The sequence below is a fragment of the Umezawaea endophytica genome, assembly GCF_025061645.1.
Classification (GTDB): Bacteria; Actinomycetota; Actinomycetes; order Mycobacteriales; family Pseudonocardiaceae; genus Umezawaea; species Umezawaea endophytica.
Genome location: NZ_JANYMP010000026.1, coordinates 135,851 through 151,107, shown reverse-complemented (window position 1 = coordinate 151,107; position 15,257 = coordinate 135,851). Strand labels below are relative to the sequence as shown.

The 15,257-nt window shown below is 70.6% G+C and carries 19 protein-coding genes and 1 tRNA gene; 9 read left to right on the top strand and 11 right to left on the bottom strand.

Translation table 11 applies throughout. The features are described 5' to 3' along the window. Positions 1–292 (bottom strand): NAD(P)-binding domain-containing protein (locus tag NZH93_RS38900; RefSeq protein WP_259628313.1); only part of this gene is annotated, 292 nt, incomplete at its 3' end. Positions 293–348: 56 nt separating this feature from the next. On the opposite strand from NZH93_RS38900, the gene NZH93_RS38895 reads away from it, so the two are divergent. Then, on the top strand, positions 349–702 hold the full coding sequence (locus NZH93_RS38895; protein ID WP_259628312.1) for an ArsR/SmtB family transcription factor: 354 nt from the start codon (positions 349–351) through the stop codon (positions 700–702). A gap of 103 nt (positions 703–805) precedes the next feature. Beyond that, on the top strand, positions 806–1,105 hold the full coding sequence (locus tag NZH93_RS38890) for a hypothetical protein (protein ID WP_259628311.1): 300 nt from the start codon (positions 806–808) through the stop codon (positions 1,103–1,105). Positions 1,106–1,483: 378 nt separating this feature from the next. On the opposite strand, the gene NZH93_RS38885 is transcribed toward NZH93_RS38890, so the two are convergent. The 8 genes from NZH93_RS38885 to NZH93_RS38850 all read right to left on the bottom strand — a co-directional run bounded on the left by NZH93_RS38885 (position 1,484) and on the right by NZH93_RS38850 (position 8,003). Then, positions 1,484–1,557: transfer RNA gene (locus NZH93_RS38885), tRNA-Pro, on the bottom strand. A gap of 171 nt (positions 1,558–1,728) precedes the next feature. Continuing rightward, positions 1,729–2,865 (bottom strand): sensor histidine kinase, encoded by a 1,137-nt coding sequence (locus tag NZH93_RS38880; protein ID WP_259628310.1) that lies wholly within the window; start codon positions 2,863–2,865, stop codon positions 1,729–1,731. Beyond that, the gene (locus NZH93_RS38875) at positions 2,862–3,503 is read right to left on the bottom strand and encodes a response regulator (protein ID WP_259628316.1); all 642 of its coding nucleotides are present in this window, start codon (positions 3,501–3,503) and stop codon (positions 2,862–2,864) included. The genes NZH93_RS38880 and NZH93_RS38875 overlap by 4 nt, the downstream gene beginning before the upstream one ends. A 42-nt stretch (positions 3,504–3,545) precedes the next feature. Beyond that, the gene (gene der, locus NZH93_RS38870) at positions 3,546–4,994 is read right to left on the bottom strand and encodes a ribosome biogenesis GTPase Der (RefSeq protein ID WP_259628309.1); all 1,449 of its coding nucleotides are present in this window, start codon (positions 4,992–4,994) and stop codon (positions 3,546–3,548) included. Beyond that, on the bottom strand, positions 4,991–5,650 hold the full coding sequence (locus NZH93_RS38865; RefSeq protein ID WP_259628308.1) for a lysophospholipid acyltransferase family protein: 660 nt from the start codon (positions 5,648–5,650) through the stop codon (positions 4,991–4,993). Before NZH93_RS38865 ends, der begins: the two co-directional genes overlap by 4 nt. Continuing rightward, entirely contained in the window at positions 5,647–6,357 is a 711-nt protein-coding gene (cmk, locus tag NZH93_RS38860) for a (d)CMP kinase (RefSeq protein ID WP_259628307.1), read from the bottom strand. Before cmk ends, NZH93_RS38865 begins: the two co-directional genes overlap by 4 nt. Before the next feature lie 124 nt (positions 6,358–6,481). Further along, the gene (gene aroH, locus NZH93_RS38855; RefSeq protein ID WP_259628306.1) at positions 6,482–6,847 is read right to left on the bottom strand and encodes a chorismate mutase; all 366 of its coding nucleotides are present in this window, start codon (positions 6,845–6,847) and stop codon (positions 6,482–6,484) included. Between the two features lie 10 nt (positions 6,848–6,857). Beyond that, a complete protein-coding gene (locus NZH93_RS38850) occupies positions 6,858–8,003 on the bottom strand; it encodes a DUF1015 family protein (RefSeq protein WP_259628305.1) in 1,146 nt (381 codons plus the stop codon). Positions 8,004–8,060: 57 nt separating this feature from the next. Between NZH93_RS38850 and NZH93_RS38845 the strand changes: the two genes are divergently transcribed. From NZH93_RS38845 to NZH93_RS38825, 5 genes are all read left to right on the top strand, one after another. After that, positions 8,061–8,543 carry a cation:proton antiporter regulatory subunit gene (locus tag NZH93_RS38845; RefSeq protein WP_259628304.1) on the top strand — a complete coding sequence of 161 codons (483 nt, stop codon included), beginning with the start codon at positions 8,061–8,063 and terminating at the stop codon, positions 8,541–8,543. A gap of 6 nt (positions 8,544–8,549) precedes the next feature. Further along, positions 8,550–9,737 carry a cation:proton antiporter gene (locus NZH93_RS38840; RefSeq protein WP_259628303.1) on the top strand — a complete coding sequence of 396 codons (1,188 nt, stop codon included), beginning with the start codon at positions 8,550–8,552 and terminating at the stop codon, positions 9,735–9,737. Positions 9,738–9,838: 101 nt separating this feature from the next. Beyond that, positions 9,839–11,005: a S8 family peptidase gene (locus NZH93_RS38835; RefSeq protein ID WP_259628302.1), complete on the top strand. Its 1,167-nt coding sequence runs from the start codon at positions 9,839–9,841 to the stop codon at positions 11,003–11,005. 19 nt (positions 11,006–11,024) lie between these two features. Beyond that, on the top strand, positions 11,025–11,249 hold the full coding sequence (locus NZH93_RS38830; RefSeq protein WP_259628301.1) for a hypothetical protein: 225 nt from the start codon (positions 11,025–11,027) through the stop codon (positions 11,247–11,249). 207 nt (positions 11,250–11,456) lie between these two features. Continuing rightward, the gene (locus NZH93_RS38825) at positions 11,457–11,891 is read left to right on the top strand and encodes a DUF6319 family protein (protein ID WP_259628300.1); all 435 of its coding nucleotides are present in this window, start codon (positions 11,457–11,459) and stop codon (positions 11,889–11,891) included. Positions 11,892–11,948: 57 nt separating this feature from the next. Here the strand turns inward: NZH93_RS38825 and NZH93_RS38820 are convergent, their stop codons facing one another. Both NZH93_RS38820 and NZH93_RS38815 read right to left on the bottom strand, forming a co-directional pair. Continuing rightward, complete coding sequence (locus NZH93_RS38820; RefSeq protein ID WP_259628299.1) at positions 11,949–12,908, bottom strand: quinone oxidoreductase family protein; 960 nt, start codon at positions 12,906–12,908, stop codon at positions 11,949–11,951. Positions 12,909–12,913: 5 nt separating this feature from the next. Continuing rightward, complete coding sequence (locus NZH93_RS38815) at positions 12,914–13,717, bottom strand: SDR family NAD(P)-dependent oxidoreductase (RefSeq protein WP_259628298.1); 804 nt, start codon at positions 13,715–13,717, stop codon at positions 12,914–12,916. A gap of 137 nt (positions 13,718–13,854) precedes the next feature. Here NZH93_RS38815 and fabG point away from each other — a divergent pair, with 137 nt between their 5' ends. Continuing rightward, positions 13,855–14,619 carry a 3-oxoacyl-ACP reductase FabG gene (gene fabG, locus NZH93_RS38810; protein WP_259628297.1) on the top strand — a complete coding sequence of 255 codons (765 nt, stop codon included), beginning with the start codon at positions 13,855–13,857 and terminating at the stop codon, positions 14,617–14,619. A gap of 11 nt (positions 14,620–14,630) precedes the next feature. Further along, positions 14,631–15,083: a MaoC family dehydratase gene (locus NZH93_RS38805; protein ID WP_259628296.1), complete on the top strand. Its 453-nt coding sequence runs from the start codon at positions 14,631–14,633 to the stop codon at positions 15,081–15,083. Positions 15,084–15,257: the final 174 nt, after the last annotated feature.

The window sequence follows — 15,257 nt, the reverse complement described above, 5'->3', positions numbered from 1 at the left end:
GATGGTGGGTGCGGATGTCGACATCGATCCGTGTGGCGTAGCGGGCCAGGTAGTCGACGACCTCGTCGCGGTGGGGGTAGCGGTCCGGGTCGCCGCCGAAGGCCAGGCCACGCAGCTCACTGTATTTCGCGGGCGAGAACAGGGTGAGGCTGTCGTAGTACCGCGCCCATGAACCGGTTGGACGCTCCCCTGCTTCGAGCACCACTGGACTGCCACCTGCGGCTTTCACGGCATGGGCAGCGGCCAGCCCTGATTGGCCACCACCGATCACGAGCACGTCGATCTCTGTCATGCGCGGCACCATATCGGATATTCGCGATATGACGATACGTTTGCCAGACTAGCTCGGTGACCAGCGATGCAGGAGTCGAACTGGGCGAGACGACGCGCCGGTTCCTCAAGGCACTTGCCAGCGAGAGCAGGCAGCAGGTGATGCTGCAGTTCGGCGGCGGCGCCGAGTTGACCGTGGGAGAGGTCGCCGAACGCCTGTCGATCGCCCAGTCGACCGCGTCCGAGCAGCTTTCTCTTCTGCGCCAAGGGGGATTGCTCGCGTCACGCCGCGAGGGCAAGACCGTGTACTACCGCGCCGACCCGGCAGGCATCACGGCCGCGCTGGCCGAACTGCAGGATCACCTGACCACGTGTTGTCCGCCTTCGATGACCGAGAATCACCTGAGCGAAAACACATCAGCCTTGCAGTGACCACGACACAATCTCCCAAGCCAAGCAATGGCACGCCCCAGGCACAGGCTCCCAATGGACACACCGACATGTTCGGGCGTCGACTGCCGCGCGAAGGTGAGTGATGAGCACCCAATCCGACAACACAAGTGCTTCAGCGACCGAGTGCTGGTGCTGCGGCGGGGAGTACGCGGAGGCCGAGTTGACACGGCTGGGAACACATCCGGAGGTGGGCGTCTGCCGGACGTGCGCGCAGTCGCTGCACCGGCGGGCGGTCGAGCGCTATGACCAGAATCATCCGACGGTCGGAGCCAGGCTGCGGGCGATCGTGGGAACTGTCCGGTCGGTGGTGATCAGGAAGGGCTGGCACGAACGTCGGATTATCGGCGGCGCGCTGCACTGGATCGATCGACACCTGCCGTAGTTGCTGTCGAAATGGCGACGACAGCACTGCGTGCACACGACGTCGCCGGGCACGACGTGCGCAAGGAACGACGGTCCGCTGCCAGCCGGTCCACGAACCGTGGCAGGGTTTTCATTCAACGTCACTTGAGGCTCGTTCACCTCGGTTCACGCCAACGGGTGACATTTCCGCGCTGTTGCGGCGAATCACCCGTTTGGGGTGACCACATTTGCCCGCTGGCAAAAGTCTGGAGCGGCTCGCTCCTTTTTCGCTCCTTCTGCGGCCCTGTTGATGTTGAAAATAGGGTCCGCGAGCGATCATGCGAAGATCGTTATTCGCGCACGAAAAAGCCCGCTGACCTGGGCTTACTACCCAGAATCAGCGGGCTGATTCGGACCGTCGGGACGACAGGATTCGAACCTGCGACCCCTTGACCCCCAGTCAAGTGCGCTACCAAGCTGCGCCACGTCCCGGCCGCACTCCCTTGCGGGGTGCTCGGAAAGCTTAGCGCACCACCATCGTCCCCTTGAAACGACCCCCCACATACCGTCCGACCTGCCGATATAGCAGAGGCCCGCCTTGTGGCGGGCCTCTGCTCCCCTCGGTCCCGATCGGCCCCCCGACCGTCGATCGAACAAGCGCAACTATGCGTTCGCCGGGTTTCGTGCACTACCGCCATAAGTCGAGTCTTTTTGGTCAACTTTCGTCCTACCGGTCGGTAGGGTCGCCTCGACGCTGAAGCCGCCGTCCGGGCCTGGGGTGGCGGTGAAGGTGCCGCCGAGTGTGGTTACGCGTTCTGAGAGGCCGTGTAGGCCTGTGCCGTCGTGGTGCTGGTGAGGTGGGGGGTTTGGGGAGGCGGTGTTCGTGACGGTGATGTGGATGGAGTGGGACTGGCGGGTCAGGTGGATCTGCACGGGGGCGTTGGGGGCGTGTTTGGTGACGTTGGTCAAGGCTTCTTGGACTACGCGGTAGATGGCGCGGCCTACCGCTGGGGTGGGGGTGGTGCGGGCGTGGTTGGTGTAGTCGACCGGTAGGCCTGCTGCGCGGGCGCGGTTGATCAAGTTGGGTAGGTCGAGGTAGCCCTGGGCGGGTTCTCGTGGGGCGTTGAGGAGGCCCAGGGCGGCGCGCATTTCTGTGAGGGTTTCCTTTGCCAGGCCGCGTACGCGAAGTGCCGTGTCCTTCGTGTGCTGGTCGGTGGTGGTGGCTGCCAGTGCGGCTGATTCGACGGCTATGAGGGTGGCGTGGTGGCCGACGGCGTCGTGGATCTCCCTGGCGATCCTGGCTCGTTCCGAGGCCCTGGCGGTGGCCTCGCGGGCTTCCAGCTCGGCTTCGCGGGCCCTGGCGGTTTCGGCGAGGCTGGTTGTCAGGTCCTGTCTGGCGGTGATCAGGGCGCCTATGGCGGCCGGGGCGGCGGACATGAAGAACGTGTAGGCGAGCGTGAGCAGCAGTTGGTTGAGGGGTAGGCGCTCGTTGAGGGCTACGAACGTGGTGGGGACGGCGGTGGCCAGCAGGACGCAGGTCAGGGCGACTCGTGGGGAGCGGGTGTGGCGGCCGGTGCGGTAGAAGGCGATCACGGCCGGGGGCCAGCCCAGGCCGCCGCAGAGGGCCGGTAGGCACATCACGGTGGCCAGCCAGGGCCACCTGTGGCGCAGCGGCAGGGCCAGGCAGGCGGCCAGGGCGGTGGGGACGGACCAGGTGAACGGGTAGGTGCCCGCCATGAGGACCATGGCCGCGGGGACGCCGATGGTCGGCAGTTCCAGGGCCGCGCGGCGCCAGGTCACCACGAGACGCCGTTGGCGCGTTGGGCCACGAGGGCCGCTTGGACGCGGTTGTCCACGCCCAGCTTGGTGAGGAGCGCGGAGACGTAGCTCTTCACGGTGGCCTCGGTGAGGCCGAGGTTGAGGGCTATGGCGGCGTTGGGCTGGCCGTCGGCCAGCAGGGCCAGCACCTGGCGTTCACGGCCGGTGAGGCCTGCCACCTGGTGGTTCTCGCGCAGGCCGGAGCCGCGCAGCCTGGGCAGGAGGCGGGCGGTGATCCTGGGGTCCAGGACGGCGCCGCCCGCCGCGAGGTCGAGCACGGCTCTGATCAGGGCGTCCGGTTCGGCGTCCTTCAGCAGGAAGCCCTGTGCGCCGAGGTCCAGCGCGGTGGCGACGTAGTCGTCCAGGTCGAACGTGGTCAGGACCGCGACCACCGGCGGGTCGGGCAGGTCGCGGAGGCGGCGCAGGGCCTCCAGGCCGTCGACGACGGGCATCTGCACGTCAACCAGCACCACGTCCGGGTGAACGCGGGCGACCACGTCCAGCAGGGCGGCGCCGTCCGACGCCTCGGCGACGACCTCGATGCGGTCGTCGGTCTCCAGCAGGACCTTGAGCCCCCGCCTGAGCAGGGGCTCGTCGTCCGCCAGCACCAATCGCACCACCACGTCGCCCAGGAGACCTCATTCGGCCGCCTGGAGCAACAGCTACTTCTTGCCGCCCTTGCCGCGCTTGTCACCGGGCTTGCCGCTGAAGCCGCGCTTCTCGCGGACGCGCACGGAGACGCGGACGGGGCTGCCGACGAAGCCGAACTCCTCGCGGAGCTTGCGCTCGATGAACCTGCGGTAGCCCGCCTCCAGGAAGCCGGAGGTGAACAGCACGAACGTCGGCGGCCGGGTCGAGGCCTGGGTCGCGAACAGGACCTTGGGCTGCTTGCCGCTGCGGACCGGCGGCGGGGTGGCGGCGATGAGGGCCGTCAGCCACGAGTTGAGCTTGCCGGTCGGGACGCGGGTGTCCCACGACGCCAGCGCGGTGCGCAGGGCCGGGGCCAGCTTGCGGACGGCGCGGCCGGTCAGCGCGGAGATGTTCACCGTCTCCGCCCACGGCACGCGCACGAGGCCGCGTTCCAGCTCGCGGACCATCTCCTTGCGGCGGTCCTCGTCCACGAGGTCCCACTTGTTCATGGCCAGCACGATGCCCTTGCCGGACTCGACGGCCATGGTCAGCACGCGCAGGTCCTGCTCGCTGATCGGCTCGCTCGCGTCGAGCAGCACGATCGCGACCTCGGCCGAGTCGATCGCGGCCTTGGTGCGCAGCGACGCGTAGTACTCGGCGCCGCTGGCGAAGTTCACGCGCTTGCGCAGACCGGCGGTGTCGACGAAGCGCCACACCTCGTCGTCCAGCTCGACCATGGAGTCGACCGGGTCGACGGTGGTGCCCGCGACCGCGTCGACGACCGAGCGGTTCTCGCCGGTCAGGCGGTTGAGGAGGCTGGACTTGCCCACGTTCGGCTTGCCGACCAACGCCACGCGGCGGGGGCCCGCGACGGGCTTGAAGTCGTCGCGCGGGGTCTCCGGCAGGGCGGCCAGGATCGCGTCGAGCAGGTCGCCGGAGCCGCGGCCGTGCAGACCGGAGACCGGCCACGGCTCGCCGAGGCCCAGCGACCAGAGCGACGCGGTCTCGGCCAGCAGCCGCTCGTCGTCGACCTTGTTCGCGACCAGCAGCACCGGCCGCTTGGAGCGGCGCAGGATCTTGGCCACGGCTTCCTCGGTGGCGGTGTAGCCGACGGTCGTGTCCACGACCAGCAGGATCACGTCCGCCGCCGCCATCGCCAGCTCGGCCTGCGCGGCGACGGCGCCCTGGAGGCCGGTCGCGTCCGGCTCCCAGCCGCCGGTGTCCACGACGGTGAACTTGCGGCCGTTCCACAGCGCGTCGTACGCGATGCGGTCGCGCGTCACGCCGGGCACGTCCTGAACGACCGCCTCGCGGCGGCCGATGATGCGGTTCACGAGGGTCGACTTGCCCACGTTCGGGCGTCCGACCACGGCGAGCGTCGGCTGCGGTACGGCGACGCCGTCCTCGCCGTCCCCCGAGCCGTCACCGTCGAACGCCGACCAGTCGGACTCGTCCGTCCACGTGCCGTCCAAGTCCGTCACTTTGCTTCTCCACTCAGACTTCTGTTGCGAAAATCGTCCAGTTCGGCCACCAGTGCGGCCAGGCGGTCGCGCACCTGCCCGGTGGCAACGTCGAGCGCCTGTTTTCCCTTCCCAGGGGGCAGCTCGAACGGCTTTCCGACCAGCACGTCGACCACGGGCAGGAACCTCCGGGTGGCGCCCGGCGGCCGCAGCGTCCCGCGACAGGCCACCGGCAGCACCACGGCGTCCGACGACCTGGCCAGCCACGCGGCCCCGTGCTGCGCGTCGGCCACGTCGCCGCTGCCGCGCGTGCCCTCGGGGAAGACGCCGACCACGCCACCGGCGCGGAGCACCTCCACCGCCGCGAGCAGCGGTGTCCGGTCCGGCACGCCGCGGCGCACCGGGAGCTGGCCGATCTTGCGCAGGAACCAGCCGAGTGGGCCGGCGAACATCTCCTGCTTGATCAGGAACACCACCCGGCGGGGCAGCGCGCCGAACAGCAGGGGCCCGTCCGCCATGGAGCTGTGGTTGGCCACGACCACGACCGCGCCCGTCGGCGGTACGTGCTCACCGCCGTGCACCCGCACGCGGAACGGCAGCGCGTAAGGGTACCGCGCGATCCACCTGCCGAAGTCCGTCCACCCCGCCGACGACCCGTCGGGGAGTTGACCGGTCACCTGGTCACCCGATCCGCCACCCGGAGGCCGCGCCGGTCCACCAGGTCGAGGAGCGCGGCGACGGTGCCCGCGAGGTCGAGCGTCGTCGTGTCGAGCTCGACCGCGTCGTCGGCGGGTCGGAGCGGCGACACCGCGCGCGTCGAGTCGTAGTTGTCGCGCCGCTGCACGTCCGCGAGCGTCGCGTCCACGGTCACCGCGCGGCCCGCGGCGGTGTCCTGCCTGGTGCGGCGCTGGGCGCGCGCTTCGGCGGACGCCGTCAGGTACACCTTCAGCTCGGCGTCGGGCGCGACGACGGTGCCGATGTCCCGGCCTTCCACGACGATGCCGTCCGCTTCGGCGATGATGCGGCGCTGCTCGGCGACGAGCAGTTCGCGGACCTCGCGCACGGCCGACACCGGCGAGACCGCCAGCGTCACGTCCGCGCCGCGGATCTCGGCGCCGACGTCCTGGCCGTCGAGCGTCGTGGTCGCGTGGGCCGGGTCGGTGCCGAGCACCAGGCGCGACGAGCGGGCGAGCGAAATCACCCGTTCGGTGTCGAGGGGGTCGACCCCGGCGCGCAGCACCGCGAGCGTCACGGCGCGGTACATCGCGCCGGTGTCCAGGTACTGGGCGCCCAGGATGCCCGCCAGCCTGCGGGCCACGGAGGACTTGCCGGTGCCGGAAGGCCCGTCGAGGGCCACCACGCCACGCAGCTCACCTTGTCCCACCGCGACTGCCTCCTGATGTCGTTGACGCGGGCCGCCGCCCACGCTCCCATTGTGCCTGGTGTGGAGCGTCACGCCCGCACCAGGCGGGGTTATTCCCCCCGCACGGCCGCGTTCGCCCCAGGCGTCACAACTGCTTCAGGTCGGTCCGCAGCGCCGCCGCGCCCCTCAGGTAGACGTGCCTCACCTCGGCACGGGTCAGGTCCGTCTCCACGTGCGCCATGAGCCGGATCACCCTCGGCATGGCGCCGGGCACCGCGATCTCCGTCGCCGACAGCAGCGGGACGTCGTCCAACCCGGCCTTCCGCGCCGCGTACGCGGGGAACTCGGACACGACGTCCGGGGTCGCCGTGAGGATCACGCTGATGACCTCGTCGCTGGTGAGACCGTTGCGCGCCAACAGCTCCCGGACCAGTTCGGCTGTCGCCTCCAGCACCTGGTCGCGGTCGTCGGCGTCGATCTGGGTCGCTCCGCGAATCGCTCGTACCGCCATTCGAAGGACTCTAGAGGTCAGCCAGCAGCAGACCGCTACGGGGTTTCGGCGTGAAGTAGGTGCTCTTGCGCGGCATCCGCTCCCCCGCCGCGTGCACGGCGAGGACGTCCGCGAGCGGCACGGGAGCCACCAGCAGCACCGCGTCGGCCGCGACCGACCGCCACCGCTCGTCGATCACCGGCCGCACCCGCGGGCTCTCGGGGTCCAGGCCGAGCGCCTTCTCCAGCAGCAGGGATTCCACGGCGGCGTGGTCGATCCCCGGCGTCGGCAGGTCGACGCGCAGCACCCGGTCCGGGCACACCACCACGACCACGCCGGGTTCCGGTGGCCGCACGGCGGGCAGGTCGTCGACCCGCAGCCCGAGCGCGCGCCAGGCCGTGGCCAGGTCGTCGGCGGACAGGCCGGTGTCGACGAGCGCGCGGTGGATCGGCCCGATCCGCAGCGCGGGCCCGGCCGTGACCAGCGCGAGCAGCCCGCTCAGGCCCGCGGCGGCCGCGGCGGCGACCCGGTGGTTGCCGTCGGCGACCAGCAGCGGGTGCGCCCCGGCGACCTCCAGGAGGGTGTCCTGCGCGTCGCCGGGACCGACGAGCCACACGCGGTGCCGACGGCCGCCCGAGTCGACCAGCGACACGGCGGGGTCGTGGTCGAACTCGGCGTGCAGCAGCGCGGTCAGCTCGTCGCGCGGGGCGACCGGCACGAGCATCGCGGCGCTGGTGGCGACGCCGAGCCCGGCGAGCACGCGGGCCCGTTCGGCCACCACGTCGGGGTACACCTGCTCGCTGTGCCGGACCCGGCTGATGCCGTCGGCGTCCACCGCGGCGGGGTCGACCACGCAGAGCAGCCCGCACGCCGTCCCGTCCGGGCCGTCCACCCAGTACGGCGCGACCACGTCGGAGACCGGCCGGTACGCCTGGCGCAGGAGCTGCCCGAGCGCTTCGCGGGCCAGCGGCAGCGACTCCACCAGTCCCGTCCCCGCGGCCAGCGCGGCGGGCGTGCGGTGCGGGTGCTGCACGGCGAGCAGCGTGCCCCGGCCGCCGCCGGGACCGGCCAGTGCGCGGACCACCTGGTCCGGCTCGGCGAACTCGTCCACGTCCGGCCCCGGTACGCGGTCGCGCACGACCCACCCGCGCCGCACAGGCTGAAGCCATCCCGTCATGTCGGCACGGTACTGCGGCCGACGATCCCGTCATCCGACGTGAAGTAGGCTTCAACCGTGAACGTCGAGGTGACGCCGCTACCGGGGATCGGCACCCGCCAGGACTTCATGATCCGCTCGGGCCGCCGGATCGGGGTGATCACCTACCGCGACGGCAAGTTCGAGTTCATCATCTCGAAGACCGACGACCCGGACGCGTGTTCGGCGTCCATACCGCTGACCCCGCAGGAAGCAGGGACGCTGGCCGGGCTGCTCGGGGCGCCGCAGTTGGTGGCGCACCTGGAGAACCAGCACAGCGAGGTCACCGGGATCGACACGAAGCAGTTCCCGATCGTGCCCGGCTCGCGGTACGACGGCAGGGAACTCGGCGACACCCAGCTCCGCACCCGCACCGGCGCGTCGATCGTCGCCGTCGTGCGCGCGGGCGTCGTGCACCCCTCGCCCCGGCCGGACTTCCTGTTCACCGGCGGCGACCTCGTCGTGGTGGTCGGCACGTCGGACGGTCTCGCGTCCTCCGCCGAGATCCTGGGTGGTGGCTGAGCACTCGTGCACACGACAGCGATCGCACTGATCCAACTCGGGGCGGTCTTCTTCGGCTTGGGCCTGCTCGGCCGGGTGGCCTGGAAGATCGGCATCTCCCCCATCCCCCTCTACCTGATCGGCGGTCTGGCCTTCGGCCACGGCGGGCTGATCCCGTTGGACGGCATCGAGGAGTTCACCCACCTCGCCAGCGAGATCGGCGTGGTGCTGCTGCTGTTGCTGCTCGGCCTGGAGTACTCGGCCAGCGAACTGGTCACCGGCTTGAAGAAGTCGTGGACGGCGGGCCTGCTCGACATCGTGCTGAACGCGACGCCGGGCGCGATCGCCGGGCTGCTGCTGGGCTGGGGCCCGGTCGGCGCGCTCGCGATGGCGGGCGTCACCTACATCTCGTCCTCCGGCATCATCGCGAAGGTCCTCGGCGACCTCGGTCGGCTCGGCAACCGGGAAACCCCGGTGGTGCTGTCGGTGCTGGTGTTCGAGGACCTGGCGATGGCGGTGTACCTGCCGATCCTGACGGCCTTGCTGGCGGGCGTGAGCTTCTTCGGCGGCCTGAGCGCGGTGGGCATCTCGCTGGCCGCGATCACCGTCGTCCTGGTGATCGCGTTGAAGTACGGCCGGTTCGTGTCGGCCATCGTGGACAGTCCCGACCACGAGGTGTTCCTGCTCAAGGTCCTCGGCTCGGCGCTGCTGGTGGCGGGCATCGCCTCGCAGCTCCAGGTGTCCGCCGCGGTCGGCGCGTTCCTGCTGGGCATCGCCATCTCCGGTTCCACGGCGGAGAACGCGACCCGCATGCTCGAACCGCTGCGCGACCTGTTCGCCGCGATGTTCTTCGTCGTGTTCGGCCTCAACACCAACCCCGCGTCCATCCCGCCGGTGCTCGGCGTGGCCGTGGCGCTGGCGGTCGTGACGACGCTGACGAAGATCGCGACCGGGTGGTGGGCGGCGAAGAGGCAGGGCATCGCCAAGATGGGTCGGGCCCGCGCGGGCGCGGCGCTGGTGGCGCGCGGCGAGTTCTCCATCGTCATCGCCGGGCTGACGGTCGCCTCCGGCGCGGTGGACGAGAAGCTGGCGGCGCTGGCGACGGCGTACGTGCTCCTGATGGCGGTGCTCGGCCCGGTGACGGCCCGCATCGTGGAACCGGTGGTCGGTCTGGTGCGCAAGCGCCGCGGCGCGCGGGAGGCGGCAACCGCCTGAACCGGTTGCGGCGTTCGGGTGAACCCCGGTATCTGCGCGGTGTGCGGCGTCTCACTACGTGGAGAGGTTGACCGCCGCCACCGTCCCCGAAGGGGGTCGTCATGTCACAGCCGACGAGCACCGAGACCACTGGTCGCTACCTGGTGCTCCTAGAGAACAACTCCACCGCAGCGGGCGTCCGGGAACTGGACCGCGTAGCGGGCATCCAGGTCGCGACCACGGCCGACACCGTGGCCGAGCAGATCGCGGGCGCGGACGGGGTGATCTTCCACGAGCTGGGCATCGCGCTCGTGGACGCCACCGCCGAGCAGCTCCCCGGTCTGAACCGCGCGGTCGACGAGCCCGGTCCGGTGCTCGCCGTGGAGGCCGAGCGGGTCGTGCACGCCATCAGCGCCGACACGGCGACGGACGTCGCCGCGGTGGACGAGAGCGTGTTCACCTGGGGCTTGCAGGCCGTGGGCGCGAACCTGAGCACCGCGTCCGGCAAGGGGATCCGGGTCGCGGTGCTGGACACCGGGTTCACCGTCGCGCACCCCGACTTCGCGGGCCGCACCGTCACCACCAGTTCGTTCATCACGGGCGAGACCGTCGACGACGTGCACGGCCACGGCACGCACTGCATCGGCACGTCCTGCGGTCCGCGCACGCCCGCGTCCGGCCCCGGCTACGGCGTCGCGCACGAGGCGGAGATCTTCGCGGGCAAGGTGCTCAGCAACAAGGGTTCCGGCTCGGACGGCGGCATCCTGGCGGGCATCGAGTGGGCCATCGCCAACGGGTGCGCGGTCATCTCGATGTCGCTGGGCGCCTCCGTCCGGCCCGGCACGCCGCACTCGGCGATCTTCGAGCAGGCGGCGTCGCGGGCGCTGGCGAGGGGGACGCTCATCATCGCCGCCGCGGGCAACGACAGCAGGCGGCCCGGAGCCGTCGCCCCCGTCGGCCACCCGGCGAACTGCCCGTCGATCATGGCGGTCGGGGCGGTCGACGTGGCGCGGGCCATGGGCTTCTTCTCCTGCGGCACCACCGACACCGTCGGCGCGGTGGACGTGGTCGCGCCCGGCGTCGACGTGTACTCGAGCTGGAACGTCGGGGGCACGAAGCGGTTGCAGGGCACCAGCATGGCCACGCCGCACGTCGCGGGCGTCGCCGCGCTGATGGCGCAGAAGCACGGGTCGCGCGGGTTCGAGCTGTGGGCGAGGCTGTCCCAGACCGCGCGCCGACTCCCTTTGCCTTCCACGGATGTCGGTGCAGGATTGGTGCAAGCTCCCTGAGGTCCCGTGGAGGTCGCCGGTGGAGAAGGTCGTGGTATCGATCGCCGACGACAGCCTGGAACGGCTGCCCGCCGTCGTCACCGAGTTGACGGCGGCGGGCCTCGTCGTGGATGACGTGCTGGAAGCGCTGGGGATGGTCACCGGGTCCGCGGAGGGCGGGGCGCTGGCCCGGTTGGCCGAGGTGGACGGGGTGGCCGAGGTGGCGGTGCAGAGGGTGGTGCGGGGGTTCCCGTCGGAGGGGTGAGGCGGCCCGCGGCTGTGCCGTTCTCGGTGGTGGTGAGCGGGGTGGGAAGATAACCGGACGACCGCGGCGCGCTGGGGCGCTTGTCGAGCCTTCACCTTTCGGATCGAACAAGTGTTCTATGCTATGGCCGGGTCGAGCCGGTATTGCTAGAGAGGAAACCAGAACGTGTCTAACACGCTCACGGAGCAGAGTGACCAGGTAGACGCGGTGGAAGCCAAGGTTCCGGCGGCCCATGAGGCCGTTGTGGAGTCGGTTCCCGCGGCGAAGCCGGTGGCGGACGAGGGTGCCAAGCCCGCCGAGGCCGCCGCCGAGCCGGTGGCGGAGGAGGCGCCCGCCAAGCCGGTCAAGCGGGCCAAGAGCACCGCCAAGAAGACGCGGACCGTCGAGTTGACGCTGACGGTCACCGGGACCATGGACGGCGACTGGCAGGCCGACCTGCTGCACGGCACCCAGCGCGTCGTGCAGGGCCTCACCATCCCCGCCATCGCGGTGTCCAAGGCCGCGAAGGAGTTGCACGAGGACATCTTCAGCGGCATCGAGACCGTCCTGGAAGCGGCGCGCGACCAGCACCGCACCCGCATGGAGGAGCTCGAAGCCGAGTTGGCGAAGGTCAAGCAGGCCTTGGCCGAACTGAGCGACTGACGCTGTGACACGACGAAGGGCCCCCTCCGGCAACGGAGGGGGCCCTTCGCGTCGGGGCTAGCGGTTCGGGTCGAGCAGGAGCTTGCCGCTGGTGCGGCGGGCACGCAGGTCCTCGTGGGCTCGGCGGACCTCGGACATGCCGTACTCGCCGCCGGGGACGGCGCGGAGCTTCCCCTCCAGCACGAGGGTGAACAGCTCGTCCATGGCGCGGTGGACGACGCCGCCGGGCAGGCGGAACGCGTGCGGCAGCCACATGCCGATGACGGCCGTGGAGCGCCCGAGGAGCTTGACCGGGTCGACCGGGGACGGCTTCTCGCGGCTGGCCATGCCGTAGAACGCGAGCCTGCCGAACGGGGCCAGCGCGGCGAGGCTCTGGTCCGTCACGGAACCGCCCGCCATGTCGAGCACGATGTCGACGCGGCGGCCGTTGTTGGCCTCCTTCAAGGCGTCCGTCATGTTCTCCTCGGTCGAGGAGATGGCGACGTCGGCGCCGAGGTCGAGCGCGAGCTTGCGCTTGTCGTCGGTGCTGGCGGTCGCGATGACGCGGCCCGCGCCCCACAGCTTCGCCAACTGCACGGCGATCGAGCCGACACCGCCCGCGGCGGCGTGCACGACGACGCTCTCGCCCTCCAGCAGGTTCACGCTGCGGCGCAGCAGCAGCCACGCCGTCGCGCCCTGGACGACGAGGCTGAGCGCGGTCAGGTCGTCCACGCCCTCCGGCACGTCGAAGGTGGTCGCGGCGGGCGCGACGGCCCGCTGCGCGTAGCCGCCACCACCGCTGGTCAGCGCGACGACGCGGCGGCCGTTCGACGTCATGCCCGCGATCTCGCCGCCGGGCACGATCGGGAGTTCCGTCTTCGACAGGTAGGAGTTCTCCGCCTGGTGGGTGTCGGCGTAGTTGAGGCCCGCGCGGCTGACGTCGATCAGCACCTCGCCGGGCCCGGCGACGGGGTCGGGCAGTTCGGTCTCGGTGAGGACCTCGGGGCCGCCGAACTCGGTGATCTGGATGGCACGCACGGGTTTCAGGCCTCCTGTCCGGTCGCGAAAGCGCCGGGGTCGACGGACATGCGCTCGCCCGCCGCGGAGCGCGGACCGGGAGCGTTGCGGAAGGTGAACGGCTGGGACTCGCGGCCCGGCACGACGAACCAGCACTCGCCGGTGCCGTTCGACCCGGCGATGGCCATGAACGCCGTGACGACGTCGGAGACCTCCATGATCGGCATGTTCGTCGATTCGAGCGTCTCGCGGAACGGCGCGATGATGGCGGTGTCGGCGAAGGACGGGCACAGGGCGTTGACCCGCACGCGGTCGCGGACCAGCGACGGCGCGAGCGAGCGCACCAGGCCCACGACGGCGGTCTTGTTGGCGCCGTAGATCGGGTCGAGCGGCGTCGGCGTGATGCCCGCCATGCTCGCCGTCGCGATGATCTGGCCGTGGCTGGCGCGCAGCGCGGGCAGCGCGGCGTGGACGCCGTAGACCACGCCGTCGAGGTTGATCCCCATGACGCTGCGGTAGCGCTCGGGGTCGAAGTCGGAGCCGAGGCCGAAGCCGGTGGAGATGCCCGCGTTGAGCGCGACGAGGTCCAGCGCGCCGAACCGCTCCACGGCCGCCGCGACCGCCGCCTTGCTGTGCTCGGGGTCGCGCACGTCGCAGTGCACGTACAGGCCGTCGACCTCGTCGGCGATCACCTTGCCCCGGTCGCCGTCGATGTCGGCGACGACGACGCGCGCGCCCTCCTCGGCGAGGCGCCGGGACACACCCGCGCCGATTCCGTTCGCCGCACCGGTGATCAGCGCGACCTTGCCCTCGAACCTGCGGTCCTCCACCGGCACAACTCCCTCGTGACTACATTCCGACCAGTCGGTATGGTTCTGGGACCATGCTAGGCCGTCAAGCTGGCGCGAGCCAGTCCGCGCGAGGTACTTTCTAAGCGCTTGCTTAGCTCTCGTTCAAGGAGGAACCAGTGGCCGCAGAAACCGCTTCGCGGGTAGCGATCGTCACCGGCGCGGCACGTGGCATCGGCGCCGCGACCGCGTGGCGGCTGGCACAGGACGGCTTCGCCGTGGCGCTGCTCGACCTCGACGTGGAGAGCTGCGCCGAAGCCGCCGAGAAGATCAACGCCTCGGGTGGCCGCGCTCTCGCCGCCGCGGTCGACGTCAGCGACTCCGAGCAGGTCACCGCGGTCGTCCAGAAGGTCGCCGACGAACTCGGCGCCCCGACCGTCCTGGTGAACAACGCGGGCATCCTCCGCGACAACCTGCTGTTCAAGATGACCGACGACGACTGGGACGCGGTCATGAACGTCCACCTGCGCGGCGCGTTCCTGATGAGCCGCGCGGTCCAGAAGTTCCAGACCGAGCAGGGCTGGGGCCGCATCGTGAACCTGTCCAGCACCTCCGCGCTGGGCAACCGGGGCCAGGCGAACTACGCGACGGCCAAGGCGGGCCTCCAGGGCTTCACCAAGACGCTGGCCATCGAACTCGGCAAGTTCGGCGTCACCGTCAACGCCATCGCCCCCGGCTTCATCGCCACGGAGATGACCGCGGCCACCGCCGCGCGGATCAAGGTGGACTTCGAGGACTTCAAGAAGGCCGCGGCCAGCCAGATCCCGGTCGCCCGCGTGGGCACCCCGGACGACATCGCGCACACGGTCTCGTTCCTGGTCAGCGAAGGCGCCGGTTTCGTGTCGGGCCAGGTCATCTACGTCGCAGGCGGACCGAAGGACTGAGGGGACAGACCATGCGCGTTTTCGCTTCCCTTGACGAGTACACCGCGGCCAAGGGCGAACACCTCGGTCACGGCGAGTGGCACGAGATCACCCAGGACGAGATCAACCTGTTCGCCGACGCCACCGGCGACCACCAGTGGATCCACATCGACATCGAGAAGGCGAAGGCGGGCCCGTTCGGCGCGCCGGTCGCGCACGGCTACCTGACCCTGTCCCTGATCCCCATGCTGGTGAAGGACATCTACACCATCGAGGGCTTGAAGATGGGGGTGAACTACGGCCTGAACAAGGTCCGCTTCCCCAGTCCGGTCGTCGTGGGCTCACGGGTGCGGGCGGGGGCGGAGATCATCGACGTGGTCGACTTCCCGCCGGGCAAGCAGGCCGTGGTGAAGGTGACGGTCGAGATCGACGGCAACCCGAAACCGGGCTGCGTAGCGGAAACCGTGGTGCTCTTCGTGGCCTGAAGGCGCACCCACCCGGCGACGGGGGCGCGCCGAACCGCTCGACGAGCGCGCTCCCCGTCACCCGCGGCCGAGCCCGCACAAATCGGGAAACCCTTGCACACCAACAGAACCGCACTATTGCGGCACCTCGATCCCGGATGAACGACACGCCCGTCCTGGAGATCTGACGGACGG